Origin of the sequence: Paraburkholderia sp. J10-1 (assembly GCF_905220165.1) — a bacterium.
Taxonomy (GTDB): domain Bacteria; phylum Pseudomonadota; class Gammaproteobacteria; order Burkholderiales; family Burkholderiaceae; genus Paraburkholderia.
This window is the reverse complement of record NZ_CAJMYW010000011.1, coordinates 183,315-208,972: the sequence shown is the minus strand read 5'-3', so window position 1 is coordinate 208,972 and position 25,658 is coordinate 183,315. Positions and strand designations below refer to the sequence as shown.

At 62.7% G+C, this 25,658-nt stretch carries 21 protein-coding genes; 7 read left to right on the top strand and 14 right to left on the bottom strand.

Features of this window, described 5'->3' with window-relative positions; all coding sequences use genetic code 11:
* Positions 1-295: DegT/DnrJ/EryC1/StrS family aminotransferase (locus tag U5A65_RS29430; RefSeq protein WP_321948684.1), on the top strand; the 295-nt coding region annotated here is incomplete at its 5' end.
* A gap of 28 nt (positions 296-323) precedes the next feature.
* On the opposite strand, the gene U5A65_RS29425 is transcribed toward U5A65_RS29430, so the two are convergent.
* The 4 genes from U5A65_RS29425 to U5A65_RS29410 form a co-directional block, all read right to left on the bottom strand.
* On the bottom strand, positions 324-1,856 hold the full coding sequence (locus U5A65_RS29425) for a methyl-accepting chemotaxis protein (RefSeq protein WP_321936708.1): 1,533 nt from the start codon (positions 1,854-1,856) through the stop codon (positions 324-326).
* 174 nt (positions 1,857-2,030) lie between these two features.
* Positions 2,031-3,167, bottom strand: coding sequence for a lactonase family protein (locus U5A65_RS29420; RefSeq protein ID WP_321948683.1), 1,137 nt, complete (start codon positions 3,165-3,167; stop codon positions 2,031-2,033).
* 351 nt (positions 3,168-3,518) lie between these two features.
* Complete coding sequence (locus tag U5A65_RS29415) at positions 3,519-4,451, bottom strand: helix-turn-helix domain-containing protein (protein ID WP_321913997.1); 933 nt, start codon at positions 4,449-4,451, stop codon at positions 3,519-3,521.
* A 375-nt stretch (positions 4,452-4,826) separates the two neighbouring features.
* Positions 4,827-5,852, bottom strand: a complete 1,026-nt coding sequence (locus U5A65_RS29410) for a porin (protein WP_321936706.1) — start codon at positions 5,850-5,852, stop codon at positions 4,827-4,829.
* Between the two features lie 744 nt (positions 5,853-6,596).
* On the opposite strand from U5A65_RS29410, the gene U5A65_RS29405 reads away from it, so the two are divergent.
* The 5 genes from U5A65_RS29405 (at position 6,597) to U5A65_RS29385 (ending at position 11,998) form a co-directional block, all read left to right on the top strand.
* Positions 6,597-7,553: a hypothetical protein gene (locus U5A65_RS29405; protein WP_321913999.1), complete on the top strand. Its 957-nt coding sequence runs from the start codon at positions 6,597-6,599 to the stop codon at positions 7,551-7,553.
* A gap of 163 nt (positions 7,554-7,716) precedes the next feature.
* A complete protein-coding gene (locus U5A65_RS29400; RefSeq protein WP_321948682.1) occupies positions 7,717-9,153 on the top strand; it encodes an aldehyde dehydrogenase (NADP(+)) in 1,437 nt (478 codons plus the stop codon).
* A 124-nt stretch (positions 9,154-9,277) separates the two neighbouring features.
* The gene (locus U5A65_RS29395) at positions 9,278-10,555 is read left to right on the top strand and encodes an MFS transporter (protein ID WP_321948681.1); all 1,278 of its coding nucleotides are present in this window, start codon (positions 9,278-9,280) and stop codon (positions 10,553-10,555) included.
* Positions 10,556-11,004: 449 nt separating this feature from the next.
* Positions 11,005-11,397: a hypothetical protein gene (locus U5A65_RS29390; RefSeq protein WP_321948680.1), complete on the top strand. Its 393-nt coding sequence runs from the start codon at positions 11,005-11,007 to the stop codon at positions 11,395-11,397.
* Between the two features lie 67 nt (positions 11,398-11,464).
* A complete protein-coding gene (locus U5A65_RS29385; RefSeq protein ID WP_321948679.1) occupies positions 11,465-11,998 on the top strand; it encodes a hypothetical protein in 534 nt (177 codons plus the stop codon).
* A gap of 317 nt (positions 11,999-12,315) precedes the next feature.
* Here the strand turns inward: U5A65_RS29385 and U5A65_RS29380 are convergent, their stop codons facing one another.
* The 9 genes from U5A65_RS29380 to U5A65_RS29340 all read right to left on the bottom strand — a co-directional run bounded on the left by U5A65_RS29380 (position 12,316) and on the right by U5A65_RS29340 (position 23,130).
* A complete protein-coding gene (locus U5A65_RS29380; RefSeq protein WP_321948678.1) occupies positions 12,316-14,250 on the bottom strand; it encodes a hypothetical protein in 1,935 nt (644 codons plus the stop codon).
* 61 nt (positions 14,251-14,311) lie between these two features.
* Positions 14,312-15,208, bottom strand: a complete 897-nt coding sequence (locus tag U5A65_RS29375; protein ID WP_321936701.1) for a phosphate ABC transporter substrate-binding protein — start codon at positions 15,206-15,208, stop codon at positions 14,312-14,314.
* 49 nt (positions 15,209-15,257) lie between these two features.
* A complete protein-coding gene (locus tag U5A65_RS29370; protein WP_321948677.1) occupies positions 15,258-16,808 on the bottom strand; it encodes an acetolactate synthase large subunit in 1,551 nt (516 codons plus the stop codon).
* Positions 16,809-17,666: an HpcH/HpaI aldolase family protein gene (locus tag U5A65_RS29365; RefSeq protein ID WP_321914007.1), complete on the bottom strand. Its 858-nt coding sequence runs from the start codon at positions 17,664-17,666 to the stop codon at positions 16,809-16,811. It abuts the gene before it with no gap.
* Positions 17,667-17,701: 35 nt separating this feature from the next.
* The gene (locus tag U5A65_RS29360; protein ID WP_321948676.1) at positions 17,702-18,685 is read right to left on the bottom strand and encodes a protocatechuate 3,4-dioxygenase; all 984 of its coding nucleotides are present in this window, start codon (positions 18,683-18,685) and stop codon (positions 17,702-17,704) included.
* A gap of 136 nt (positions 18,686-18,821) precedes the next feature.
* Entirely contained in the window at positions 18,822-20,102 is a 1,281-nt protein-coding gene (locus U5A65_RS29355; RefSeq protein WP_321948675.1) for an MFS transporter, read from the bottom strand.
* Positions 20,103-20,188: 86 nt separating this feature from the next.
* Positions 20,189-21,040 carry an amidohydrolase family protein gene (locus tag U5A65_RS29350; protein WP_321914010.1) on the bottom strand — a complete coding sequence of 284 codons (852 nt, stop codon included), beginning with the start codon at positions 21,038-21,040 and terminating at the stop codon, positions 20,189-20,191.
* A gap of 70 nt (positions 21,041-21,110) precedes the next feature.
* Positions 21,111-22,136: an amidohydrolase family protein gene (locus U5A65_RS29345; protein ID WP_321914011.1), complete on the bottom strand. Its 1,026-nt coding sequence runs from the start codon at positions 22,134-22,136 to the stop codon at positions 21,111-21,113.
* A 16-nt stretch (positions 22,137-22,152) separates the two neighbouring features.
* Entirely contained in the window at positions 22,153-23,130 is a 978-nt protein-coding gene (locus U5A65_RS29340) for a PhnD/SsuA/transferrin family substrate-binding protein (RefSeq protein ID WP_321914012.1), read from the bottom strand.
* Between the two features lie 407 nt (positions 23,131-23,537).
* Here U5A65_RS29340 and U5A65_RS29335 point away from each other — a divergent pair, with 407 nt between their 5' ends.
* Positions 23,538-25,085, top strand: coding sequence for a methyl-accepting chemotaxis protein (locus U5A65_RS29335; RefSeq protein ID WP_321948674.1), 1,548 nt, complete (start codon positions 23,538-23,540; stop codon positions 25,083-25,085).
* 126 nt (positions 25,086-25,211) lie between these two features.
* On the opposite strand, the gene U5A65_RS29330 is transcribed toward U5A65_RS29335, so the two are convergent.
* Complete coding sequence (locus U5A65_RS29330; RefSeq protein WP_321948673.1) at positions 25,212-25,652, bottom strand: hypothetical protein; 441 nt, start codon at positions 25,650-25,652, stop codon at positions 25,212-25,214.
* Positions 25,653-25,658 lie beyond the last annotated feature (6 nt).

Here is a 25,658-nt window from a genome sequence, read left to right as displayed (position 1 = left end):
CAACAGCAACTGGCACATGTTCCAGATCACGCTGCCGCTCGAAAAGCTCGCGATCGACCGCGCGGGCTTCATGGGTGAGCTGAAAGCGCGCGGCATCGGCTCGGGCGTACATTACCCGGCCATCCACCTCTTCACGCTCTACCGCGAGCGCGGTTTCAAGGCGGGCATGTTCCCGCACGCGGAGCGCTTCGGCGCGAGCACGGTCACGCTGCCGCTCTTCACGCAGATGACCGAGGCCGACGTGGCCCGCGTGTGCAGTGCGGTTAACGAGATTTGCGTGAAATTCTTAAAATAAGCATTTCTAAATAACTCGCAATCTCCCGTCAAATACGGAACTTCGTCACCGACTCGACGAGCCACGCCGCCTGCTGCCGCAAACTCTCGGCGGCGGCGGCGCTTTCTTCCACGAGCGCGGCATTCTGCTGCGTCGTCTGGTCCATCTGGCCAACAGCCGCCACCACCTGCTCGACGCCAACGCTTTGCTCGGCGCTGGCCCGGCTGATCTCGCCCACAACGGCCGTCACGCGATGAATCGCCTCGACGATCCGGCTCATCGTTGCTCCAGCCTCGCCGGCAAGCAACGAGCCCGACTCCACGCGCGCGACGCTGTCCACGATCAGCGCCTGGATTTCCTTGGCGGCGTGGGCACTGCGCTGCGCGAGGCCGCGCACTTCACTGGCCACGACCGCAAAGCCGCGGCCCTGCTCCCCCGCGCGCGCCGCTTCCACCGCCGCATTGATCGCGAGAATATTGGTTTGCGCGGCAATGCCTTCGATGACGCCGATAATGTCCGCGATCTTGCGCGCACTCTCGTCGATGCCTTTCATGGTCTCGACGACCTGATTCACGACCTCGCCCCCTTGCGTCGCGATCGACGAAGCGCCCGCGGCCAACTCACGCGCCTCGTGCGCGTTTTCGGCGTTCTGCCGGATGGTCGCGCTGAACTGCTCCATCGACGCAGCGGTTTCCTGCAGCGCGCTAGCCTGCAATTCCGTGCGCTGGCTAAGATCGGCATTGCCCGTAGCGATCTGCGCAGAGCCGGTCGCGATCGCCTCGCTGCCGTTGCGCACCTGCTCGACGATCCCGGTGAGCGAGGTGGCCATCGTGCGCATCGCGGCCATGAGGCTATCGGTGTCGCCTGGTCGCACAGGCAGATCGATGTCGAGCTTGCCCGTAGCCATCTCGCGTGCGGCGGCGCGCGCATCGTCGGGCTCGCCGCCAAGCTTGCGCGTGATCGTGCGCGAGAACACAACGGCACCGGCAATGCCCGCCAGCACGGTAAGCGCCATCGCAACGGCGCTCGCCAGCATCGCGCTACGCTGCAGGCTTTTCGCCCGCGCGGCCGCGGCGGCGGTCTGCTCGACGATCCTCGCGCCGGTTTCGCGCAGCAGGATCACCGGCTCGCGATCGAGGCCATCCATTGCAAGGTCGCCGACCGCCGTGTCGTAACCCGAGGCCTTGAACCGGTCGATCGCGTTGCGGTACGCAACCCCCATTTGCGCATGTAACGCGTTGAAGCGCTCGATCTTCGTGCGCGCCTCGCCAGGCGGCAGTTCACGCGCAAGTGCCTGGGTCGTGCCCTGGCATGTCGCTTCGAACTTCTGGAACGCTGTCCAGTACTTGTCGAACTGGCCGGGGTTCTTCCCGCGCAGCACGATGTCCTTGCCGTTCTGCACCTGGTTCTTGAACGCGACCATCGCCTCGGAGACCTGGCGCGCCTGCGCGCCGTCCACGCCGATCAGTCGCGCGTACGCATCTGCCGCGCTGTTCATTTCGGCGATACCGAACACGCCCGCCGCCGATGCGCTCAGCAGCGCGACGCCCAGCGCCAGCGGGAGTTGATGGACCAGCTTCATGAATCACCCCTTCGAATGGTGCAGAAACCGGCGCACCGGCGCAAACGCCATGCGTTTGCCGTGTACCGCGCCTCCTGAATTTATTTTTCTATTAGGAGTTCGAATAACACTGAATTCACGGACCCGCGTTTCTCCACAAGGACGGTGCGTCGCGCCGTCCCGCCACCCTTTACGTCACTTCACGAACGCAATGGCAACCGGTGTCGGCACTTCGGCCGACTGCCCGGTATCCGACACGAGGCCCGTTGCGGTGTCGATGCCGAAAACATTGACCTTGCCGCTACGCTGATTGGCGACGAGCAGCCACTTGCCCGACGAATCGATGCCGAAGCCCCACGGCTTCTCGCCGCCCGACGATGTGCGTTGAATTTGCGTCAGTTCGCCCGACGCCGGGTCGACGCGGTACACGATCAGCGCGTTTTCCGCGCGATTCTCGACATAAACGAAACGCCCGTCGGCGCTCACGGCCACTTCGGCGCCGCTCTTCACGCCCTGGAATTCGGGGCTCGTGGTCTCTACCGTTTGCACGAGCGTCAACTGTCCCTGCGAGGCGTCCCAATGCAGCACCATGATCTGCGCGCTCAGTTCGGTCAGCAGATAAACGTACTTGCCGTTCGCGCCGAATGCCAGATGGCGCGGACCGCTGCCCGGCGGCAAGACGAACTGGTGTGCGCTCGCACCGTCCGCAGGCGTGAGCGTGCGCGTGGCGCGATCGAAGCCATACACGAAAACACGATCCGCGCCGAGATCCGGCACGAGCGCGTAGTGGCCCGAGGGATCGACGACAGCGTTGTGCGCATGCGCGCTCGCCTGCCGGCGCGTCGGCCCCGAGCCCGTTTCCTTGACCGTCGAAGTGCGCGCGCCGAGACTGCCGTCGTGATTCACGGCGACGCTCGATACGGAGCCGCCGCCATAGTTGGCCGCCAGCAGCGTCATCGAGGGCAGGTCCAGCGAGAGGTTCGTGGTCCCGCTGCCGCCCGTTGCGACTTCGTTGATTCGCGCGAGCATGCCGCTCTCGCGATCGACGGCATAGGCGGTCACGCTGCCTTCGCGCGAGTTGTCGTCATCGACTGCATACAGCACCGGCAACCGGGGGTTCGTCGTGACCCACGTCGAGCGCGGGCCCGCGCCTACCGCGCCGATCATCGTGAGCTTGCCGCTCGACGTATCGAAGCGCAGCGCGCGCATCTCGCGTTCCTGCGTGCCCACGTAGACGAGTTCGGTTGGTGCGCCGGCCGCCGGTGTCGTGGCGCTACCGGGCGCACTGTGAAAAGCCGTCGCAAGCGCGAGCGGAATGAACGCCGCCGTCAATCGGCGCCGCAGGGCAAAACGCTTGGGGAAGCACTGAACCATAGTCGGTGAACGAACGCAATATGAGTGTTATTGTGCGAGCCCCCTTCACGCGGCCAGGCTGCGTGCGGCGGACTGCTGCGGCGAGCGGCGTCTCCTGGCCGCTCACGCGTTCGCGATGCCACGATGATGGCGTCAAGGGCGCCCGTGCGTGACGGACGCCGGCAAGGCAAGCGCGCAGATCAAGCGTAACCGACGCGTGCGCGCGTGTCCCTGCACAAAAGAAGGGTTCGCCAGCACTTTTTTGATGCGCACCTTTATTGCGCCGCGCTTTGGAGCGCAATAAGGGCGGCGGCGCTCGTGGTTGTGTCCTTACTGTGTCTGAGCCCGGGCCGTGACGCGGAACTGGCTCGGCGTATCGCCCACTTCGCGGCGGAAAAACCGCGTGAAATAAGCGGCATCGGCGAAGCCGAGCCCGAAGGCGATCTGCTCGACCGACATTTCGCCGAAGATGAGATTGCGCTTCGCCTCGGTAATGATGCGCGCACGGATCATCTTCGTGGGGCTCTGCTCCCCCGCGGAAGCGCATGCCGCGCGCAGTTGCACGAGCGACACCGCCATCATCGAGGCGTAATCCTGCAGCGCGAGGTCCTCGCGGTAGTGCTGGTCGATCAGCTTACGGAAACGGTCGACGAGCCGCACGTTGTTGCGCGTTTCGCCTTCGCTGCCGGGCTGATCCAGACGCGCCTCGCGCACGAGCATGAGCAGCAGCGTCGTGAGCAAGGCTTCCGTGCCAATCACATGGCCGACTGCGCTAGATTCCGACTCCTGCTTGAGGCTTTGCACCATGCTGTAGAACTGCTCGCCGCCGTCGGCCATCTCGCCGAGCGGGATCATGCGCGGCGACGTCCACAGTTGAATGAAGTCCTGCAGTTTCCCGTTCACCTGCGCCAGATACGCCACTTCGATCGTCACCACCCAGCGGTCCACGTCGATCGCGTAGTCGAGACCGTGCACGCACTCGGTCGGCAACAGCAACGCGCACGGGGCTTCGAACGGGACAGCGCTGCCTTCCAGATTCATCACGCCGCGGCCGCTGCGCACGAAGATGACCTGGCCATAGGCAGGGTGCGCGTGAGGCTCGGTGCGCCAGCGGCCCCGGTCGGTCACGTGCCCGACGTGCACGAACCAGTTTTGTCTCTCCGGGCGTTCAACGTACAAGCGGACTTTGGGTACGGTAGTGCGCTTCGTTCTGGCTTTGCCGTCGCGGTGGCGTTGGTCGGTTGCCATGGCGGTGTGTGTCATAAAGTCTCCTTGGCGGCCCGGTCGTTGCGGTCGCCATTGAAATTCAGAGTTCGCGCCCTGGTTTTCCAGCACGAGTGTCCGCCTGAATTTCATTTTTTTCTGGACGAAGGTACGGCGTCTTCATCCGGTGCACGGAACGCACAATATATCGCAAGCCAGGGTGCCCGGACAAAAGCACAACGATGATACGCGAACGCAGAGGTGCGTTCAGCGCGGTCGACAAAACGGAGGGGACGCTCGATCGTTGTCGAGACAACAAGACACGCTACAGGTGTCTTGCGCAAAGGCGGGGATTTTTTCATACCTTCGGGCAAACCGCGACCTGCGGCTTACCCGAATCCGGGCGCGCGTGGGCTCGCACCCGCGCCGCCGTCATCAGAACGTATGGACGAGGCCGAGCACCACGCCGCGCGTGTCGGCGCCCGGCGCGCCCGCGATGCCGCCATACGCGGTCCCATTGAGCGTGAACTGGGCCTTGTTGCGGTTCTGGATGAAGCCGGCCGACGCATACAGGGTAGTCGCCTTCGAGAAGTAATACTCGTAATTCAGGCCGATTTGCTGGGCGTTGTTGCCCTTTCCGGTGCGGTCGTGCGCATAGCCGTAAAGCAGCGCGACCTGGTTGGCCGGATCGATGCGGTACGACGTAGAGGCTTCGTAGACGTCGCGCTTGACGCTGTTGTCGGTCTGCCGCTCCGTGTGATACGCGAGATAGAAGCGGGCCGCGCCGACGCCGAGCGACGTGCCGGCGTTGAACACCTTCAGTGTCGACGTACCGGCCGCATTCGCAGCCTGCTCATAGCCGGCCGCCGCGCGGAATGTGCCGTTCGTATAGCGCACCGCCGCGTTATAGAACTGGAGTCCGTTACTCGGTTTGGTCGTCGAGTCGCGCATCGCAACCATGAACTGCGCCGTCAGCCCATAAACCGTTGGGGTGAAATACGAAATTGCATTGTTGACCCGAACGGTGAGGCTGTTGAAGTTGTTCATCGGCGAAGCGATGCTCATGACCGCGAGCGGATCGAGTTCGGGGTTCATGAAAATATACTGTGGCGTATTTTGCAGGCCAAAGCGCGTTTCACCGAATGCCCCGGAAAAACCCACCCAGGCCTGGCGATTGAATGCTTCGGCCGCATTCGATGCGGCACCTGTCACGCCGTTGAAGCCCTGTTCGAGCTGGAAGTTGACGTGAATGCCGCCGCCAATGTCCTCGCTGCCTTTCAAGCCGTAACGGCTCGCAAAGAGACCGCCCGAAACCGCGCGCACCACCGAACCCGAGCCCGCGTTCTGATATTCGATTCCATTGTCGATGACGCCATACAGCGTGACGGACGACTGCGCATGCGCCACGTTGATACAACACGCAGCGGCCACACCCGACAAGGAAATCACTGACCTTTTCATTCTGTCTCCATGATGAAATCTTATTGGTTTAACTCCCGTCTTTAATTGCACGGGTTAGCGAATCCGCAGGTTTCCCGTTGCGGCACAACTTTCAGATCGATCGTTCGTATACCTTATTGATTGGAACAACCAAAGGCACCAAACAAACGAATTCGCGAGACGCGCTCGCGTCGTCACCCTCGCTGGAGGGGGCGTTCCATGCGAGAGGCGTCGAAATCAGTCGGGAATAAAGCTTGATAGCGCCGCGGGAGACCGGCGCGCAGCGATGCGAAGGAGGCGACGTGTCCGCGCAACTGCGCGGCGCCAAAGAAGATATCAACAGCCAGAGGGTTCATTCCGGTCAACGCTGTCTCCTTGTCTGACCTCGCCTCTCGATAACCAGGGAAAAACACCTGGCCCTCAAGGCGCGGTCTGTCTTATGGGTCAAGCGTAGGGGACGATGGCGCGCGCGTCCCTACACAAAACGCAGGTTCGCTTGCATTTTTTCAAGGTCATACCGGCTTCGCGCACGGCTGCGCCGACAAAAACTTTCGCGATGCCAGCAAAAAGTGCCAGCGAATCTCATTTTTGTGTAAAGGCAAGCGCCAACGCGCCACTTATATTCCTCACCACCGTAACAGCGTTTTCCTGCGCCGGATGGTTCAACCATACAGCCAGGGCGGGCGGTGCGACCGAATCGGCAGTCGCAATGCGGCTACGCGCCCCGGTCGAAGACATCAACATAAATAGAGTCTGGATGGAGACATGAAAAGCCTAACGCTAGCCTTGCGTGCGCCTGCCCTTGGCGCTGCCCTGTTTTGCTGCCTGGCGCAGTTCGCTCACGCCGAGGTGTTTACCGCACCGAACTCTTCCGCGCCGCCAGAGCGCCAGGAAGTCCCGAACGGCGCCGCACCGCCCCAAACCGTCGGCCAGGCAGACGAACCGCCCGCCATCTGGAACGACACGTTCATCGGCTATCGCTGGGGCACGGACTTTCACTATCCCGGCATCGATTCGACGGTGATGCAGAACATCGGCTACCTCACGACGATCGGCGGATTCCGGTTCGGCAGCTACGCGTTCAACGTCGACTACCTCGTTTCCAACGCGGCCAACCCGGAATCGGGCGGTCCGCGAAGCGGCGGCGCACAGGAGGTGTATAGCGTCGGGCGCGTGCAGTTCAGCGCCGGCAAGATCTTCGGCCGCTACCTCGGCATTGGCCCGATTCGCGACTATGGTTTGACGATCGGCTACGAGTTCGGCGTGAAGAACGATTCGTACTCCGAGCGCGCGCGCATGCTCGTGGTCGGGCCAACGGTCGAGTTTGCGATCCCGCATGGCTACTGGAACCTCACGGCCGGGCTGCGCACGGAAAGCAATCACAACGGCATTGCCGGCGTCGATGTGCGCTTCAACACCGCATGGCACCTCGAAAGTTCGTGGCTCTATCCGTTCCGTGTCGGCCCGGTGCCGCTCATGTTCCGCGGCTTCGCAAGCGTGACCGGCCCCAAGGGACGTGACGGCTTCGGCGTGGAAACCACGACCGAGTTCCTCACGCGCATGGCGCTGCTCGCCGACCTCGGCTCGTTCGCTGGGCACCCGCGTGTGCTCTACGCCGGTCTGGGCTACGAGTACTGGTATCACATGTACGGCACGCCGACGCACGCGGCGCCGGGAACCATCACTTCGGTGCCGATGCTCCAGGCTGAAATTCACTTCTGATCCGTTTGCCAGGAGAAAGCGGCCATGGGCGACCCGTCTTGCGGGTCGCGCATGGCCGCTTGATGCATTTCAGCGCGGCGCATTGTCATCACCTGCACGGCCCTCGGACGTGCCGTATGCATTCACATGAAACATCGAGCTGTTCCCTTCCTTTGGAGTACTGATGCAGATTCAAGACCATAGCGCCGCGCATATTCACACAACCGTCACGGCGGCAGCCAATATCGCCGACGACTGGGCTCAGTCATCCGCTCACACGCGCGCGACGCTGTTGCGCGCCCTGGCCAGCGCGCTCGACGCCGAACGTGAGACGCTCGTGCGCATCGCCGCTGAGGAAACCTCGCTCGGTAGCGCTCGGCTTCATGGCGAAATCGACCGCACGCGCTTTCAGCTAGGCGGCTTCGCCGATTACGTCGAGGCGGGCCACGCGTTCGCCCTGACCGACGACCCGGCTATTGCCGAGGCTCCGCCCGCCGGGCGCCCGCACCTGAGCCGCGTGCGTATTCCGCTCGGCCCGGTTGCGATGTTCTCCGCCAGCAATTTTCCGTTCGCATTCTCGGTGCTCGGTGGCGACACCGCGTCCGCGCTGGCGGCGGGCTGCCCTGTCGTGGTCAAGGCGCATCCGGGGCACCCGAAGCTCTCGCGCAAGGTGTTCGAACTCGCGCGCGCGGTCATCGCCGGGCAAGGACTTCCCACCGCGCTGCTAGGCTTGGTGGAGGGCGCGGGCGTCGAGGTCGGCACTGAACTGGTCAATCACCCCGACATCGCGGCTGTGGCGTTCACCGGCTCGTTCAAGGGCGGCGCGGCGCTGTGGCGCCTCGCGAATGCGCGGCCGCGCCCCATTCCGTTCTATGGCGAGCTGGGATCGATCAACCCTGTGGTCGCGCTGCCGGCGGCGCTCGCCACCCAGGCACAGGCGCTCGCGCAAACGCTCGCATCGTCGATCGAATTCGGCTGCGGCCAGGTGTGCACGAGCCCGGGCCTCGTCGTGCTGTTCGAAGGTGCGGATGCACAACGCTTCGAAGATACGCTGCGCGACGAACTGCGCGAAAAGCCGACGCATCGCATGCTCACGCCCGCCATGAAGCGCACCTTCGACGCGGGCGTGGCGCGCCTGCTCGGCACGCCTGGCGTGCAGACCCTCCTTGCCGGCAACGCCGATCACGATGAAATGGCGCCGCCGCGCCCCGTGCTCGCGCGCACGAGCGCGAAGCACTTTATCGCCACGCCGGCGCTGCACGAAGAGATTTTCGGCCCTGCTTGCTTGATCGTGCGCGTGGGTTCGATCGACGAAATCGTCGATGTGCTGGGCGCGGTTGGCGGCAGCCTGACGGTGACGCTGTGGGGCGCGGACGAGGACACGCCCGACGTGCGCCGCGTCGCGCGCCGCGCCACGCAGATCGCCGGGCGCGTGCTCTTTAGCGGCGTGCCGACCGGCGTGGCGGTGACGCGCAGTCAACAGCATGGCGGTCCGTGGCCCGCTTCCACGCAACCGTTCACGACCTCGGTCGGCTACGAGGCGCTAGCGCGCTTCCTGCGGCCGGTCGCGCTGCAGAGCGCCCCCGCGTGGCTCAGCGCGCGCGCCGGGCAGCCCTGTTGAGCACGCGCGGCATGGCATTCGACATCTGACTAACTGTACGCGTACGGCCGCCGCCAAGCCTGCCAACACAGTTGGGCAGCGACCGCGCTCGGTTCCCGAGATATCGCACAAGAGGCACACACCCATGGACACCTGCCAGGTCAAGCAGCCGGCAGCCGAGAACCCGTGGAGCATTCTGGTCCTGCTCTCACTCGGCCTGCTGATTTCGTTTGTCGATCGAACGAGCTTGTCTGCCGCACTCGCGGACAAAGCCTTCGTACATGAGTTTTCGCTGTCGAGCGTGCAGCGCGGCTGGCTCAATTCGGCCGTCTTTTGGTCCTATGGTCTCGCACAGATGCCCATGGGCTGGATCGTGGACCGCTACGGCGTGAAGCGGCCCTACTCTTTCTGCTTCGTGATCTGGTGCCTCGCGGCGGCCGCCACCGGGCTCGTCACGACGCTTGCCGCGCTGATCGTCATGCGTCTGCTGATCGGGCTCGCCGAAGCGATCGTCGTACCCGCGACCTATCGCTACCTCGCGAACAATTTCGAGGAAACCCAGAAAGGCACCGCGCTAGGCATCTTTTCGATTGGCGGCAAGATGGGCCCCGCGCTCGGCGCGCCCATTGCGGCGTGGATGATCGTCGCTTATTCATGGAAGGCGATGTTCATGGTGACAGGGCTCATCGGCCTTGTGTGGATGGTGCCCTGGCTTCTGATGGTCAGGAACGACTACCCTACGCGCGACGAATTGAAGGCGGCCGCACGGCGCGCTTCGTCCGTGCCGCTCCGGAATCTGCTCGCGAGCCCCGTGGTTTGGGGTGGTCTCATCAACAACTTCTGCTACAGCTATTTCGCGTTCTATTGCATGACCTGGATGCCGGCCTATCTGGTCGAACAGCGCGGCCTCTCTCTGGAGAAGTCCGGCATCTATACGTTTTTTAGTTTCGCCGGTATCGCGATCGTCGCCGCTCTCGCGGGTTGGTTGGCAGACCGTATGATCGCGCGCGGCAAAGACGCCGTAGTCGTGCGCAAAGCGTTTATCGTCGCGGGATTCATTGGCGGTACGACGGTTCTGCTCGGCGCATACACACGGTCGCCTGGCATGGCGCTGTTCTGGAATGTGCTCTCGCTTTCGTTGCTGGGCCTCGCGACCGCCAATAATCTGGCGCTGTGCAAGCTCACACTGATCCCCAAGCCCGCGGTCGGATTGAATACGGGCCTGCAGCAGGTCGCTACCAGTCTCGCGGGCGGTGTTTCCGCCAGTTTGTCCGGCTGGTTGCTTGATGTTGGCAACGGCAATTACACCTTTGCCATGATGGCAGTCTTCGTGTTCCTGCTGCTGGGCGCAACGAGCACGATGGTGCTGATGCAGCGGAAGTGGGCGCCGAGGGTCAACAACCTCGGCGGCGCTAGCCAATAACGAAGGTACTTCGCGGCTTTCGGGAGATCGATTGCGCACGGTGTGCGGTCAATAAGTGGCGACTCATGCAACGCGAGGCTATTGCCGCTTTATTCGTGGACGCCCTTACTGTAGACATCTGGCATCGAGACAGGATCATGAAAGTTTCGAAACCACGACGAAAGAAGGCATGGCGATATTTGTGAGAAAAATGGTTCACGCTGAACTACACTGCGTGATCGATCACTGTTCGTTTTGACATTCAATCGGCATAACCGCGGCGAGTCATTGCGGTAAATCCCTTTTGAATATTTTCGAGGGCGACGTCGAAGTCCGGAGTTGCGGTTCAGGCAGATGCGTCGCCGATGCGGCAATCGTGCGGCGCGTTATCGAATGAAGCTGTAGCACGCAACGTAGAGGTGGCTCACATGTGTGTTGATCTGAACGACATCACGAAAGGTAGAGTCCTGATGTTGAACCCAGTGAACCTCGCCGGTGGCTATGAAATTGGAGCCTACAAGGGGGTCAACCCACTGGGCGGCAATTCGCCACATTACTTTATGTGTGTGGGTAGAGACGGCGCCTATAGCTATTGGAGTCCACTCTCCTCGAACAAGAAGCCGACTGGCATAGGCAGTGCCGATGGTCAGGGCGTCATTCCGAAGGAGTCAAGGGCCGGGTTCACCCACTTCGCCAGCGGGCAAACATGGTATGACACGAAGCAGGTTTGGAAAATACAGAACGACTTCGTGATCCATGCGGCGAACACCGAAAGATCCAACAGAAGAGAGGGAGAGATATTTAACCAGATTGCATCCAGTTTCATTGACAGCGTTTTTTCAGGGGCGCGCGAACTAAAATAATAGATTCCGCCATGGTCCGTCTGACACAGGATGGTGTAAAAACTGACAACTTCAAGATGGAATTGACATGTGCACGCCAACTAACGTCATCCGCATACCCAGAGGGTTGTCACATTCCTGCGATGCCGTTGCGTCGTTTTATTTGCATGACAGGACCCCTGCCCAGCAGAAGCTGTTCCAGACCGCTGACGTCGAGTTCTTTCAGAAACGACAGGATCTGATAGAGAGGCTAAAAGAGGCCGCATATCGGGATCACAACGTGAAAAGTACGCTCGACATGTGGCTATGGGGCAAATCTCGCGTGACGGAAATCTGGACCGAAAGAACGCTCGCGTCGTTGCAAGGCGATCTGCAATCGGTTGCAACAACCGATGGAACGCAGTGGTCGCTTCAGCTACTCCCTCAATCATTTTCCCAGGCCGGGCATCATATGGCGTTCGGGAAATCGCCGAATAAGGTCAATTGGTGGCTCCTTGATCCGGCTACCGCTATGTATACTTTTGACAAAGTCGAAGACCTTGCGTGCTTTCTTCAAAAACATCTCACCGAATCTGCTGGCCTCAATGCGGCGACACGCACGGTACTCTTGAGAATCGACTAACATTTTTTGCAGGGTAGTTCCGCGCCCACGCGCCAATGGTGTTCAGCCGCTGGTTAGGGCCATGACTAGCGGTCCACATGCCTGCAACACGCAGCGAATCGATGCCGGTGGAACAACAGCTAATGCGACGCAATTTCCTTTGCCCTATTTACCGTCGCCCTTCGAAGTGGCACGCAGTGGCTGTGCGCGTTGGAACTGCAACAGATCGTCCTGCAGCAATGGGTCGGACAGCGCCCTTCACCAAATATTGCCAGGAACCATAAAAAAGCACCGCGCCCAAGCGCGGTGCCTTTGCCCTATCTGCCTGAAAAACAGCCTTACCGTTTGGGAATATAAAGCGGCATCGAATCTTCCCAGACCGTGTCAGTAATCGCATGCCGATCGCTGCCGTCCGCATTCATCACCCAGTTCTGGCCATCGGGCTGGAACGTCTCGTCATAGAGCGAAAGCTCGTCGCGGAAGCCATATTCACCGGAGCTGTACGCAATACGACCGTCCCACGTCCAGGTCGCATGAGCCTGATTCGAACCCTGCGGCGTCAAACGCTTCACATCCGTACCGTCCGGATTGATCGTATACACGTCGTAGTGGAACTTGTTGGGGTCGTCCTGATTGATCTCCTTGCGCGTGAACACGATCTTCTTGCCGTCCGGCGACCAGCCCGGCAGGTTATCCAGCCCGGTGGTCAGGACCGTGGTCTTGTGCGTTTCCAGGTCGAGAATCCGCAGGCCGTTGTCCGTGTCGCTCCACACGCGATAGACGATCCTCGTGCCGTCCGGCGAATAGCTCGGGAAGCCCGCATTCTCCTTGCCGTCAGTCAGCACTTCCGGCTTGCCGTCCATGCTGCCGTCGGCCTTGATCCGCATGATCTGGCCTGGCATGTGGTTGCGCGTGAAGAACCAGCCGCCCACGCCGAAGGCCACCCATTGCTTGTCCGGCGACCAGGTCGGCTGGAATGCGCCCGCGAGCCCCATCTTGATCAGCTTCGGATCGAGCCCGCTGGTGAGCGGGTCGTAAATATGGCGCGCATCGCTGAAGTCGGTATTCGCCACCACGATCGACGAGCCGACCGCCTTTTCCGTGTACACGAGCGACTTGCCGTCGCGCGAGAGTTGCGGGAACACATCGACGAAACGGTAGTTCCATTGTGGATCGAAACTGTAGAGCGGCGTGCCGTTCGGGTGGAACGGCTTGCCGTACACCACCTTTTCGTAGACGACCTTCTTGCCGTCCGCAGAGTAATGCGGCGAGCGAATGCCGCTGCCCGCCGTGGCATGCGAGGCACCGTCCGTCGTATAGAAGCCTTCCTGCCCGCCATTCTTGATGTGATACGCGACGTCGCTCGCGCCCACATATTGCGGGAACACCTTGAATCCCGGCGTGTCCGTCAGGTCCTTGCGCTCGCCGGTGGCCACATCGACCTGCACGATTTGCGAGCTGACCTTGCCGATCGCCTCGGGACGGTGCGCGCCCCACGTCGATTCGACCGGCGTTTCGTAGAACACCACGTGCTTGCCGTCCGCGGACCACGACGGCGAGCCTTCGGCGAAGCCAGCGCGCGCGGTGATCTGCTTGAAGCCCGTGCCGTCCGGATGGATCTCATAGATGCCGCTTTCCTGGGTGCGCTCCCAGCCGACCGGCAGGTTGTGACCGCGCCAGTCGGTACCGATATCGGAAGAGAGCGCGATCCACTTGCCGTCCGGCGACCACGAAGGCCGGAAGAAACTGTGCGGCTTGTCCGCGTCGAACTTGATGTTGCCGGTTACGTTGTGCAGCGCGCCGGTCTTGATGTTGAGCGTCCAGATGTTGGTCGTGCCGTAAGTGGACTTGCCGCGACGCGACGACACGAACGCGATCACATTCGGATTGGCCGGGTTGTAGACCGCGCTGTCGCTAATGCCGACCCAGTCAGTCAAACGTTGCAGCCCCGTGCCGTCCACACGCACGCGGTAGAGGCTCGCATGACCGAGACCGTCACGCTCCGAGGTGAAGACGATCCATTTGCCGTCCGGCGAGAAAGAACCGTGATAGTCGAAGCCATCGGACGGGATCAGCCGGTGTTCGTCGCTGCCGTCGGCATTGGCGACATAGAGTTCCGAGGTCGTCGGCCCGATGCGATAAATCAGCAAGTCGCCCTTGGTCGCCGTTGCGGCGCCCGCGCCCGGTACGAACGTGGCGACGGCGGCAATGGCGACGCAGGACAAAACACTCTTTTTCAACTGAAGCGAGGGACGCACAATACTAGTCTCCATTTTTTATTCGCATCACTGCAATCTTTTAACCGTCGACCGGCATGCCGGCCGACGCACATGCTCATTGACCGAGACTGCCGGTCACATCGTCGAACAGCTCATCCACCGAAAGCCGGTGCGGAATGATCTTCTGGTCGAGCGCCCAGTCGATGGCAAGCTGAATGCCCTTGCGGTTCGCTTCGAGCCCGATCGGCGGGAACACGGCCGGCACGCCGCCTTCGGTCTGCGCGCGGCTTTCCACGATCATGCGGTAAATTTCGCGCACAACGTCCGGTCGTTCCTTCGACACCCGCTCGTGCACGACGAACATATGGTTGATCGGCACGACGCCTTCGCGCGCGAACCAGTTCTTCGCTGCCGCCTGCGCGTCGGGCACGAGCGTGCGTACGCGCGGGTCCTTCGGCATGTCTTCGCCAAGGAGCGCGGCGGCGAGCTCGCCGTCGAGCATCATCTGCGGAATCGACGAACCTGCGGGCAAACGCTGGCAGTTGCCCGGATCGCTGTATTCGGCGAGGTGGCCGTCGCCGAGCGTCATCCACGTGACCTTGTCCAGATCGACGCCGTATTCGTGGCGCAAGATGCCGCGAATCCAGAGCGCCGTTGTCTGGCTATAGGTCCGCACGCCGACCTTCTTGCCCTCGATGTCCTTGGGGTCGAGCTGCCCGAAGTCGATGTTGAAGCCCGCGCAATGATGCTGGAAGCGGCCCGAGATCGGCGCGGGCAGCAGCACATAGGGCTTGCCGTAAGCCTTGGCCTGCAGGAACGTGACGATCGCCAGCTCGCCGGCGTCGAAGGCATTTTCGCGCACCATCGCCTTGAAGCCGTTGTGGGCGGGCGTGGGGCCGCAAAAGTCGAGCGTGACGAGGTCGGATTTTACCCGGCCGTCGCGCAGGGCCTTGGTTACCGCATATTCGGCCAGGTTGGTGCGCAGCGTCGGCACCCCGGTCAGCGTAGTCATTGATGCCACTCCTTATGCATGATTGGCGGGTATTGCTTTTTCAATTTCATCAGGATTGCAGACGAACTTCGATCAGGCACGGACCACTCTCGCGCACCGAGTCGGACATCGCCTTGTGGAAGGCTTCGGCCGTGTCCACGGCGACCGAGCGCACGCCCATGCTTTTGGCCATGGCCTGCCAGTCGATACGCGGACGATCGATGTCGATCATCGAGAGCGCGCGCTCACCCGGTGTGCCCGCGCCCATATTCGCGTACTCGGCCTTGAGAATCGCGTAGCTGTTGTTCGCGAAGATGATCGTCGTGACGTTCAGGTTCTCGCGCGCCTGGGTCCACAGCGACTGGATCGTGTACATCGCGCTGCCGTCGCCGACCATGCAAAACACGCGGCGGTCCGGGCACGCGAGCGCCGCGCCGGTCGCAACAGGCGTGGCATAGCCAATCGAGCCGCCCATGTTGTTGATGAGGTCGTGGGGCGCCGCGCCCATCGTATAGCCCATCGTCTCGCGGCCCGTCGTGAGCGATTCGTCAACCACGATGCAGTTCTCGGGCAATGCCGCGGCGAGCGCATGCGCGATGCTCACCGGATTGAGCGCGCCGGTCGGTGCGGCTGTTTCGACGCGCGGCTGCACGAGCGGCGCCGTCGCGTTGGCGCCAAGCGCTTCGAGCAGCATCTCGAACGCGAGCGCGCTGTCCTCGTCGGCCTCGACGAGCGGATGCACGAGTGTGCCCTCTTCCTTGAGCAGGCTCGGCTTGTCGGGGTAGCTGAAGAACGCGACCGGCTCGCTCGTCTCGACCGTAATGATGTGCTTGAAGTCCTTCAAAAATGCACGCGCGGGCGCGACCGCATACGGAATGCGGGCAAGCGGCACGCGCCCCGCGCCGCGCTCGATGCGCGCAGTGAAGAACTGCGAGCCCAGGCGCGCGCCAGTCGCAGCCGCCACCTTGCCCGCGCGTTCGAGCGCGAGACCGCGCGTTGCCTTGTTGCCGAGAATAATCAGCGCAGGCTCGCCCGAGCGCAGCACACGCGCCACGTGCTCGATGCGCGCGGCGTCGGGCGTCCTGCGCGCCGCCGTTTCGCGCGGCGGCACGATCGTCGTGCCTGCTTCGCGCCACGACGTGTCGCCGGGCAGAATCAGCGTCGCGATCTGGCCCGGATGCTCCGAGGCCTTGTCCGCCGCTTTCGCGGCGTCCCAGGCGATCGCACTCGCGGAGTCGGCGCGGCGCACCCAGTGGCTCAACGGCCGCGCGAGTCCTTCGATATCCGAAGTAAGCGGCGGATCGTACTTCAAATGCGAAGTCGAATGTTCGCCGATGATGTTGACCATCCCCGACGACGCGCGCTTCGCGTTATGAATGTTCGCAAGCCCGTTGGCAAGACCCGGCCCCAGATGCAGCAGCGTGGAGGCCGGCGTGTCCTTCATGCGATACCAGCCGTCCGCGGCGCCCGTCGCCACGCCCTCGAAAAGGCACAGCACGCTGCGCATCTTCGGGTTTTCGAGCGCGGCGAGAAAATGCATTTCCGACGTACCCGGATTGGCAAAACAGATGTCGACGCCCCGATCGACGAGCGTAGCAACGAGGCTTTCTGCACCGTTCATTTAGTACCCTGCCATCTCGCGCGCAAGGCCCACGACACCGTAGCTGCGCGACGGCGCCGACATCAGCATGCGATAGCCCTCTTCGATCAGGCGCTTGTGATTCTTGGCCGTCACGTGCGGATGGCCAACCACGACATTGTGCTTATGGCAGGTCTCGACGATCTTGCGCATTGCGTCAAGCACGATCGGGTTTTCGTAGTCGCGCGGGCAACCCAGTTCCTGGCTCAGGTCGCCTTCGCCGATCAGGATGAAGCCGATGCCGGGCACGTTCGCGAGAATGTCGTCCAGGTTCTCAATCGCCTGGGTGCTCTCACACATCAGGCCGACGAGAATCTCGCCCTGGGGCGCGAGCGGCCACACGTCGGCCTTCTTGTAGTAGTCGGCCATGGTCAAGCCCCAGTAGCGCGAAGCGTTGGCCGGGCCGTCGCCGCGCACGCCCTTCGGCTCGTAGAGCGGCGCGCCCTTCGGACGCGCATAGCGGCACGAGGCCACCGCGTTATAGGCCTGCTCGACCGTCGAGACATGCGGCCAGATCACGCCGTAAGCGCCGCGATCGAGCACCTGCTTCGCAAACGACTGGTTCATTTCCACGCCGTTGGCGGGAATGCGCGCGATCGGCGTCACGCGCGGGGCGACCGAGCCCGACTCGGCAATCTGCTTGCGGCTCAGCATGTATTGCAGCGCGTCGCCGAGCGCGGCCACGTCGTAGGGGTTGTGCTCCATCTCGAAGACGATGCCTTCATACGGCGCGTCGCTCATTTCGATGGCGTTTTGCTTGTCGAGCTTCGAGAACGCGGTGAAGGCCGGCTTGCCGGATTCGAACGCGCGAATGATGCTGTTCAGACGGGTGTCGCTCATGATCTTTTCTCTCGTTGAATTGGGTTGAAGCGGGCTCAGTCGGCTTTCCAGTACATGAAGCCCATGCCCTCACCAGTTCCGGCGGGCGTGCGCCAGCACGGCACGTAGTCGACGAGCGTCATCTCGGCGCCGGTTTCCTGCAGTGACTTCATCACGCTCGCGTAGAGCTTGATTTCCGAGGTGCCCGACTGGTACGAGCGGTTGTCCACGGCGGCGAGGCCGTCGTAGTCGTACTCGGCCAGCATCTTCATGATGCGATGATCGAATTCCTCGTCGTTGACGAAGTGGGACAGGCCGCCCGACGCGAAAATGCCAACGCGCACATCTTCGGGCCACGCCTCGATTGCATCGCGCAGCACTTCGCCGAACTCGATGCAGCGCGACATGGAGGGCTGCGTCGGCGGGTAGAAGCAGTTCATGATGACCGGCACATGCGGCGGCGGGTTGTCGCCCATGATCTGGTGGTAGACGAAGCTATAGGCGTGCGGCACCACCGGGTACTCGGGCAACGGCTTCATCCACACGTTATCGGGCCACGCGAACAGATCGGTCAGGTCGAAGCCTTCGTTCTGGAAACGCTCGACGAGATACGTCGCGAGCTTCGGATGGCACTGGTGCGTGACGTGACGGTCAGGCGCGTAAACCGCGCGCTGCGGCGGCCCGTTGTGCACTTCCTCACCGGTGTAGATGGCAATCGACGGCGAGAAGTCGGTGAAGATCTCCTTCTGGTCCTTGCCGAGAATGATCGCGACATCGATGCGCGCTTCGCGGTAGGCGGCGGCCATCTTGTCGAGCGCCGCACGGCAGCGGGCGGCGCGCGCGGTGCGCTCCTCCATCGTGAGGAAGGGCTCGAACGCCGCTTTGCGATGGGCTTCGAGTTCCGGGTAGGTCCACGTGCGGTTCTGGAACCACAGTTCCGGGTTGTTCCGGTCCCGCTCGCCGTTCTTTAGCCAGTCCTCCGGTGCCTGCCCGAGCATGCCGCTGTGCGGCACGGCCATTCCGAATACGATCTTCGCCATGTGTGATTTCCAGTCAATTACCACCGGCCGTGCCGGTTGCCTAATATTGGGTGTTTCTTGAAGCTGTTTATTACTTCGGAATACAGATCAAATCGAATAGAGGCTTCGATCTCGTTCGTCTTCGATGTCGCGGTGCTCAGGCCTCCTGAAGCGACGCTTTCGGGTCCGAGACCTTCGGCGCCCATTCCGGACGGAAGAGCACCGCGGTCGCCGTCGCTCCGATGAGCAGGAAAACGAGGATCACCATCATCGGCAAAACGTAGTTGTGGCTAACGTGCAGCAGCCAGCCCGAAAGACTCGCGGCAACGCCGCCCGCCAGACTCGTCGCGACCTGCTGCACCCCGGTCACGAGGCCGATCGCCTGCTTCGGGATCAGCGTAAGACGCGAGAGCACGAGGTTGTTCGCCGTTGTCATGCCGAGCAGCGAGAGCGACAGCACGTTCCAGAACAGCGCGCCTTCGAGCGTATGGGCATACGCACCGAGCAGCACCGTGCAACCGCCCACGAAGCCCGCGATCGTGAACGATTTGCGCACGAGGATCGCGTTGTAGCCCGCCGCGACGATCCTGTCCGCCGCCCATCCCGCCACGGCCGCCACGATCGCGATGCCGGCGAAGCTGAAAAACGTGTAGATACCCGAGCGCTCGAGCGACAGGCCACGCTGCTCGACCAGATAAGAGGGCATCCAGGTCATGCAGTAGAACGTGAAGTAGCCGTAGCAAAAATTCGTGATCATGCCGCCCCAGACCACCGGGCTCGACAGGATGCTTGCCAGCGACACCGTGCGGGCACTGCGGCTTGCCTGCTTCAGCGCGGCGCGCGACGGAAAGTCGCTACGCACGAGCAGCAACCACGGCACGAGCCAGAGAAGACCGACCAGCCCGGTCACGATGAACATCAGCTGCCACGAATAGTTGACGATGAACCAGGCGCCAACCGGTGCGCCGAATGCCGGGCCGAACTTGTTGCCCATGGCGAGGATGCCCACGGCGAGCCCGTTCTGGCGTTCGTCGAAGTTGTTGCGAATCCAGCGGTAGCTCGCCGGAATCACGATCGCCTCGGTCACGCCGACGATCAGGCGCATGACGATCAGACTTTCGAGCGCCGTGACCGCGCCCATCAGCGTCGTGGCGATACACCACAGCGCAAAGCAGATCGCATAGGGCCATTTCACGCCGTAGCGGTCCGCCACCCAGCCCATCGGCACCTGGAACACGCCATAGGACCAGAAAAAAGCTGCGTTGATCCAGCCGCGATCGACGCTGCTGAGATCGAATCCGTGAATGAAGCCCGGGTCCGCGAGCGCGCTGGAAATGCTCGTGCGATCGACGAACGAAATCAACACGCCGAGTGCCAGAAGCGCAAGGACGCTCCATCGGCTTGCTGTCACGCTTCGCTCTGGTTGAGTTGTCTCCATCTGCTTCTTCTTTCTCGATCAAACGCTTTGTTACTCAGCCAACGCGGCACATGCGTGCGCCGCGGCAGCTGCCCGGATGCATCGCTTCAGGCCAACGCCGGATAAAGCGCGAGCGCTGTCTTGCCGAAAATCCACTCGCGGTCCTGCTCGCTCAGGCTTTGCAACCCGGCCTGTGCGGTCGCGAGAATCTCCGAAAGCTTGCCCGGCGACGTCGGGAAATTCGAACCCCATGCCATGCGCTGCGCACCGAACGCCTCGACCACGCGCGGGAAGAACGTCTCCGCGCTCGCCTTCTCCTTCTTAACGTCGCCGAAAATGCGCGGCGTGAGTTTCAGATAGATGTTCTCGAGCGAGGCCAGGTCGAACAGGCTCTGCGCCTTCGCGTACGGTACACCGTCCGCGACCTCGGGACGGCCGAGGTGATCCAGAATGATACGCACGGTCGGGAACCGGCGGGCGAGCGTCGTGATCTGCGGCAAGCCGACCGGGCCGGTCTGAATGCACATCGGCAGATTGAGTTCGGCGCACAGCTCCCAGGCCGGGAACGAACGCGGGTCGTCCAGCTCGCTCGGATCGAACTCCTTGGTGCTGCCGCCCGTGAAGAGACGCAGGCCGCCGAGACCGCGATCGGTCCACTCGCGAATGCGCTGCGGCGCATCCGGTTGCAGCACGTCCACCGAGCCGACCGCGACGAGACGGTCCGCGTACTTCGCGCAGCCGTCTACGACATAGCTGTTGTCGAAACCGTACGTGGTCGACGAATGCACCACCGCAGCCTTGGCAACGCCCGCCTCGTCCATCGCGGCGATCAGCGTTTCGACCGTGGTCGGACGCTCTTTCGACCACTCCGAGCGCTTGCCGAACAATGGCGCGGGCGGATAGCGCGTTTCGTCGTCCGAGATGATGTGAGGATGAATATCAACGATTTGAGAAGCCATGCGTGCCTCTGTACTTTTCCGTTTCTGCGCGGCTCGCGCCGCGCTTGTTAACCACGCTTGTTAATCGCGCTTACTTGCCGCGCGCCTTCAGGCGGGCGTCGAGGCGCGGATACACGCGGCGTGCGTTGCCTTCGAAGATCTTGTAGCGGTCTTCGTCGTTGAGCGCCGGGCACGCGTCGATATAGCGCTTCGTGTCGTCGAAGTACTGGCCCGTGATCGGGTCCTTGCCACGTACGGCGCCGATCATTTCGGAACCGAACAGCACGTTGTCGGACGGAATCACCTTCGTGAGCAGCTCCACACCCGGCTGGTGATACACGCACGAATCGAAGAAGATATTGTTCAGCAGTCCTTCAAGCGGACGCTCGCGCATTTCCAGCGACATGCCGCGATAACGGCCCCAGTGATAAGGCACCGCACCGCCTCCGTGCGGAATCACGAGACGCAGCGTCGGGAAGTCCTTGAACAGGTCTGACTGCAGGATCTGCATGAAGACCGAAGTGTCCGCGTTCAGATAGTGCGCGCCCGTGCCGTGAAAGCACGGATTGCACGAGGCGGCCACGTGAATCATCGCGGGCACGTCGAGATCGACGAGCGCTTCGTAAAGCGGATACCACTCGCGATCGGTCATCGGCGTGCCGGTCCAGTAGCCGCCCGAGGGGTCCGGGTTGAGGTTGCAGCCGATGAAGCCCAGTTCCTCGACACAGCGGCGCAGTTCGGCAATGCTGTTCTTCGGCGCGACGCCCGGCGACTGCGGCAACTGGCACACCGGCGCGAAGTTGTCCGGATACAGCTCGGTCACGCGGTACACGAGGTTGTTCGACACTTCGGCCCATTCGAGGCTCGTGCGCTCGTTGCCGAGGTGATGGCTCATCAGGCCCGCGATCGGCGAAAAGAGCGTGAGGTCGCTGCCACGCTCTTGTTGCAGCTTGAGCTGGCCGTTGCCGATCGCGTCGCGAATCTGGTCGTCGCTCACATGGGCGCCTTCGAGCGACGGCGCGTTGGCCGGGTCGTTGGCAAATTCAACCTGCTTCGCGCGCCAGTTGCGAAACGATGCAGGCACGGTCGTGAAGTGGCCGTGGCAATCGATAATCATGATGTCTCCGTTCGTATCAGCGGGCCAGCGGGTCGACGAAAAGCTCGTCGATCGCCATGCGGCGCGGCGTGAGGCCCTGCTTGAACGCGGTCTGCTCGAGCGCCTCGATCGTTTTCAGGTTTTCCGCGAGGCCGTACGGCAGCGGGTCGTTGCCGACGATCTTGCGCAGCGCGAGGTACTTCTTGTCGCCTGCGGTCGTCGCTTCGCCGGCATCGAGGCGGGCAAGCCACTGCTTCTTCGCTTCGGCGAAGGCGTCGTAGATCGACTTCGCGATCCACGGATGCTCGGCGAGCACCGAATCCTTCACGACGATCGTGCCGTGCATCGGGTAGATGCCGGTGCGCGCGTAGTATTGCGCTTCGAGTTCGGCTGCGTTGGGCAGCAGGTCCGGGTAATCCGCCTCGACTTCCTTCCAGCCGCCCGTGGGCGCGCCGGTGCGGCCAATGCCGGCTGCGGCGGCAAAGCCTCCCACCAGTTCGCCGGTGGCCATCATGTCGGCAAGCGACTTGCCCTCCGGTGCGTGAATCACGTTCGAAGGCAGCTTGAGCTGCGTGACGTGTTCTTCGTCGTCGACGACCCACGTCACCTTCGACGAATCGAGCCCGAACTCGTCGATCAGCACCTGGCGCGTCCACACGCCCGTCGTGACCGAGTAGGCGCGCACGCCAACCTTCTTGCCTTCGAGGTCCTTCGGATGGCGAATGCCCGCTTCCGGGCGCACCAGCAGCCCGCTATGGTGGAAGCGGCGCACCACGAAAATCGGCAGTGCGACGAACGGCGCGCCGTAAGCGCGGGCGATGATATAGGTCGTCGGCGCGAGTTCGCACACGTCGAATTCGACGTCGCGCACCATGCGGCGGAACGCGCCGATTTGCGGTTGTACGGTGACAAATTCTGCGTCCACGCCCTCGATGGGAATGGAACCATTGCGAATGGCCGACGTGTGCGGATGCTCAGCGATTGCGATCTTGAGCGGGACTTTCTTGGTCAACATCCTCTCCTTTGGATTGCGCGGCGCGGCTTACCCGATGGATTTCGCTGCGCCGGACGTATCGTCTCGATGGAGTGAGAATAGGGGAGGCGCCAGGCAGCGTCCCTATACAAAACGCACATTCACTGGCACTTTTGTCGAAGCCGCCCTGCCTGAATCCCGGTCACTGCAAAGCGTTGCGGCCGACACGCGCAACGGACGAACCGGCGATCGCGGCGCAAGCGGCGCGAGTGGCGACTTGATCGCACCCCGGGAAAACCACCATTGCGCAAAGGCGCCCGCGCCGCCCTTCAGTTCCCTCGCGGCGCGCCGTAAACATGTCCTGAGCGTGTTCAGTGCTTCGCCGTCTCGCGCGCGAAGGCACTGCCGTTTTTCTGCAACATCGCCCCTCGCGTTCTGGAGCCATCCTCGTGTTTGCACGACTCTCTATCTCTGTCCGTCTGCGCATCGCGGTCGGGGTGCTGGCCTTGCTGATCGTGGCAGCCGGCGTTTCCGGCCTCGCGGGCATGTCGCGCACCAATACGGCGCTCGGCTATGCCTACTCGAACCAGCTCGCCGCCGCCATCAACATTGGCAAGACGAACCTGAATCTGACCATCGCGCGCACGACGCTCGACCGCATCCTTTTGCACCCGGACACGCCCGACACTCAGGCCCTGCTCGACAAGGCGCAGACCTACCTCGCCACCTCGAACAAGGCGTGGGACGTCTACCGCTCGCTGCCGCACGCCCCCGAAGAACAGGCGCTCGCCGACGACGTTCAGACCGCCCTCACCGGCATGCTGGAGCAAGGCATCCAGCCGCTCATGGCCGCGATCAAGCAAGGCGACCGGCAGGCCCAGGATGACATTGCGATGAAGCGCATTCCGCCGCTCTCGGTTGCGCTCACGAAGGCCTCGAGCGCGCTCGAGGCATGGCAGAAGGCGCATGGCGAGCAGGCGTTCGACCACGCGCAGGACCGCTATTCATCGCTGCGCGCCGGCAGCATCGCCCTGATCGTGCTCGGACTCGCCGTGGCGCTCGTGTGCGCCGTGGGCCTGCACCGCGCGATCGCAGCGCCGCTGGAGAACGTGCAGGGCGCGCTCCAGCGCATTGCGGACGGCGACTTGACCGCGAACCTCGACACGCGCTCCAGCGACGAAATGGGTCGCCTCGTGACGAGCCTGAAGGCCATGCAGGACGCGCTTGCACACACGGTGCGCAAGGTCAGCCATAGCTCCGAGTCCATTTCCACGGCAACGCGCCAGATCGCCGCCGGCAACGACGACCTCTCTCAGCGCACCGAAGAGCAGGCGGCCTCGCTGCAGGAAACGGCCGCGAGCATGGAGCAGCTCACCGCAACGGTGAAGCAGAACGCCGAGCACGCGCGTACCGCGCAAACACTCGCCAATAGCGCACAGGAAGTCGCCGATCGCGGCTCACAGGTCGTGAGCCACGCCATGCAGACGATGGAGCGTATCGACGGCAGCTCGCAGAAGATCGCCGACATTACCGGCATCATCGAAGGCATTGCTTTCCAGACCAATATTCTCGCGCTCAACGCGGCGGTGGAAGCCGCGCGCGCGGGCGAACAGGGCCGCGGATTCGCCGTTGTCGCGAGCGAAGTGCGCTCGCTTGCGCAGCGTTCGGCGGCGGCCGCGAAAGAGATCAAGACGCTGATCGCCGAATCGGTCGAGCACGTTTCCTCGGGCTCGGAGTATGTGCGCTCGGCGGGCGTGACAATGAACGAAATCGGCGAGTCCATCGGCCGTGTAACGACCATCATGCACGAGATCGCGAACGCGTCCGAAGAGCAGCGCGACGGCATCGAACAGGTGAATCTCGCGGTCTCGCAGATGGACCAGGTCTCGCAGCAGAACGCTGCCCTGGTGGAAGAAGCGGCCGCGGCCGCCATGGCGCTCAGCGAGCAGGCCGACGCGCTGCGCGATGCCGTTGGCGCTTTCAGGCTCGCGCGCTAAGGCGCAGTCGAGGCGCTCGCGGCAACGATCGATGGAGGTGTGCCCCGCGAACCGGCCACCTCAATTCCTTAGGATGACCTTACAGTTCGCCATACGGGCACGCTCGCACGTATAGCCCTGCGCGACTCAACTCGCGCAGGCCAGCGCCCGCATCCGGCGCGACGCATCGAAGTCCCGCGCTTTCATAGCGGCCGCAGCGCAGCCCCGCTTGTCCAGCCGCTCGGCGAGCAGCCAGCAAAACGCGTCCAGTTCGGCCCTGCCGTGCGTCGCAATGAATTCGCGCATGACTTCATGCACGGCGCTTTCCTGTGTCGCCGCCGAAAGCATGCTGGAAATATGCGACGCGCCGCGCGCAAGTTCGAGCGAATACGCCGCTTCGTAGTAGTACAGGCCGCCTTGACGCGGCTTTTTTTGGGTCTTCTTCATGTTTCCCCCGTTTGCCCGAATCTCGCAGGCGCCTGCATCTTTGCAGGTGGCGCATGACGCGGCAATGAATCGGCGGTGCCTGAAGCCAAATCTGTCGTTACGTCTCAAATACTTGTTGTTTTGTCTCACGCGCGCTTGCACGACACG

Excerpts from the sequence above, each read along its gene's own strand:
- U5A65_RS29355 (WP_321948675.1), bottom strand. The coding sequence starts at position 20,102 with ATGGAGACAACTCAACCAGAGCGAAGCGTGACAGCAAGCCGATGGAGC.
- U5A65_RS29345 (WP_321914011.1), bottom strand. The coding sequence starts at position 22,136 with ATGATTATCGATTGCCACGGCCACTTCACGACCGTGCCTGCATCGTTT.
- U5A65_RS29405 (WP_321913999.1), top strand. The coding sequence starts at position 6,597 with ATGAAAAGCCTAACGCTAGCCTTGCGTGCGCCTGCCCTTGGCGCTGCC.
- U5A65_RS29365 (WP_321914007.1), bottom strand. The coding sequence starts at position 17,666 with ATGAGCGACACCCGTCTGAACAGCATCATTCGCGCGTTCGAATCCGGC.
- U5A65_RS29370 (WP_321948677.1), bottom strand. The coding sequence starts at position 16,808 with ATGAACGGTGCAGAAAGCCTCGTTGCTACGCTCGTCGATCGGGGCGTC.
- U5A65_RS29395 (WP_321948681.1), top strand. The coding sequence starts at position 9,278 with ATGGACACCTGCCAGGTCAAGCAGCCGGCAGCCGAGAACCCGTGGAGC.
- U5A65_RS29415 (WP_321913997.1), bottom strand. The coding sequence starts at position 4,451 with ATGACACACACCGCCATGGCAACCGACCAACGCCACCGCGACGGCAAA.
- U5A65_RS29410 (WP_321936706.1), bottom strand. The coding sequence starts at position 5,852 with ATGAAAAGGTCAGTGATTTCCTTGTCGGGTGTGGCCGCTGCGTGTTGT.
- U5A65_RS29360 (WP_321948676.1), bottom strand. The coding sequence starts at position 18,685 with ATGGCGAAGATCGTATTCGGAATGGCCGTGCCGCACAGCGGCATGCTC.
- U5A65_RS29340 (WP_321914012.1), bottom strand. The coding sequence starts at position 23,130 with ATGTTGACCAAGAAAGTCCCGCTCAAGATCGCAATCGCTGAGCATCCG.
- U5A65_RS29400 (WP_321948682.1), top strand. The coding sequence starts at position 7,717 with ATGCAGATTCAAGACCATAGCGCCGCGCATATTCACACAACCGTCACG.
- U5A65_RS29385 (WP_321948679.1), top strand. The coding sequence starts at position 11,465 with ATGTGCACGCCAACTAACGTCATCCGCATACCCAGAGGGTTGTCACAT.
- U5A65_RS29375 (WP_321936701.1), bottom strand. The coding sequence starts at position 15,208 with ATGACTACGCTGACCGGGGTGCCGACGCTGCGCACCAACCTGGCCGAA.
- U5A65_RS29350 (WP_321914010.1), bottom strand. The coding sequence starts at position 21,040 with ATGGCTTCTCAAATCGTTGATATTCATCCTCACATCATCTCGGACGAC.
- U5A65_RS29380 (WP_321948678.1), bottom strand. The coding sequence starts at position 14,250 with ATGGAGACTAGTATTGTGCGTCCCTCGCTTCAGTTGAAAAAGAGTGTT.
- U5A65_RS29390 (WP_321948680.1), top strand. The coding sequence starts at position 11,005 with ATGTTGAACCCAGTGAACCTCGCCGGTGGCTATGAAATTGGAGCCTAC.
- U5A65_RS29425 (WP_321936708.1), bottom strand. The coding sequence starts at position 1,856 with ATGAAGCTGGTCCATCAACTCCCGCTGGCGCTGGGCGTCGCGCTGCTG.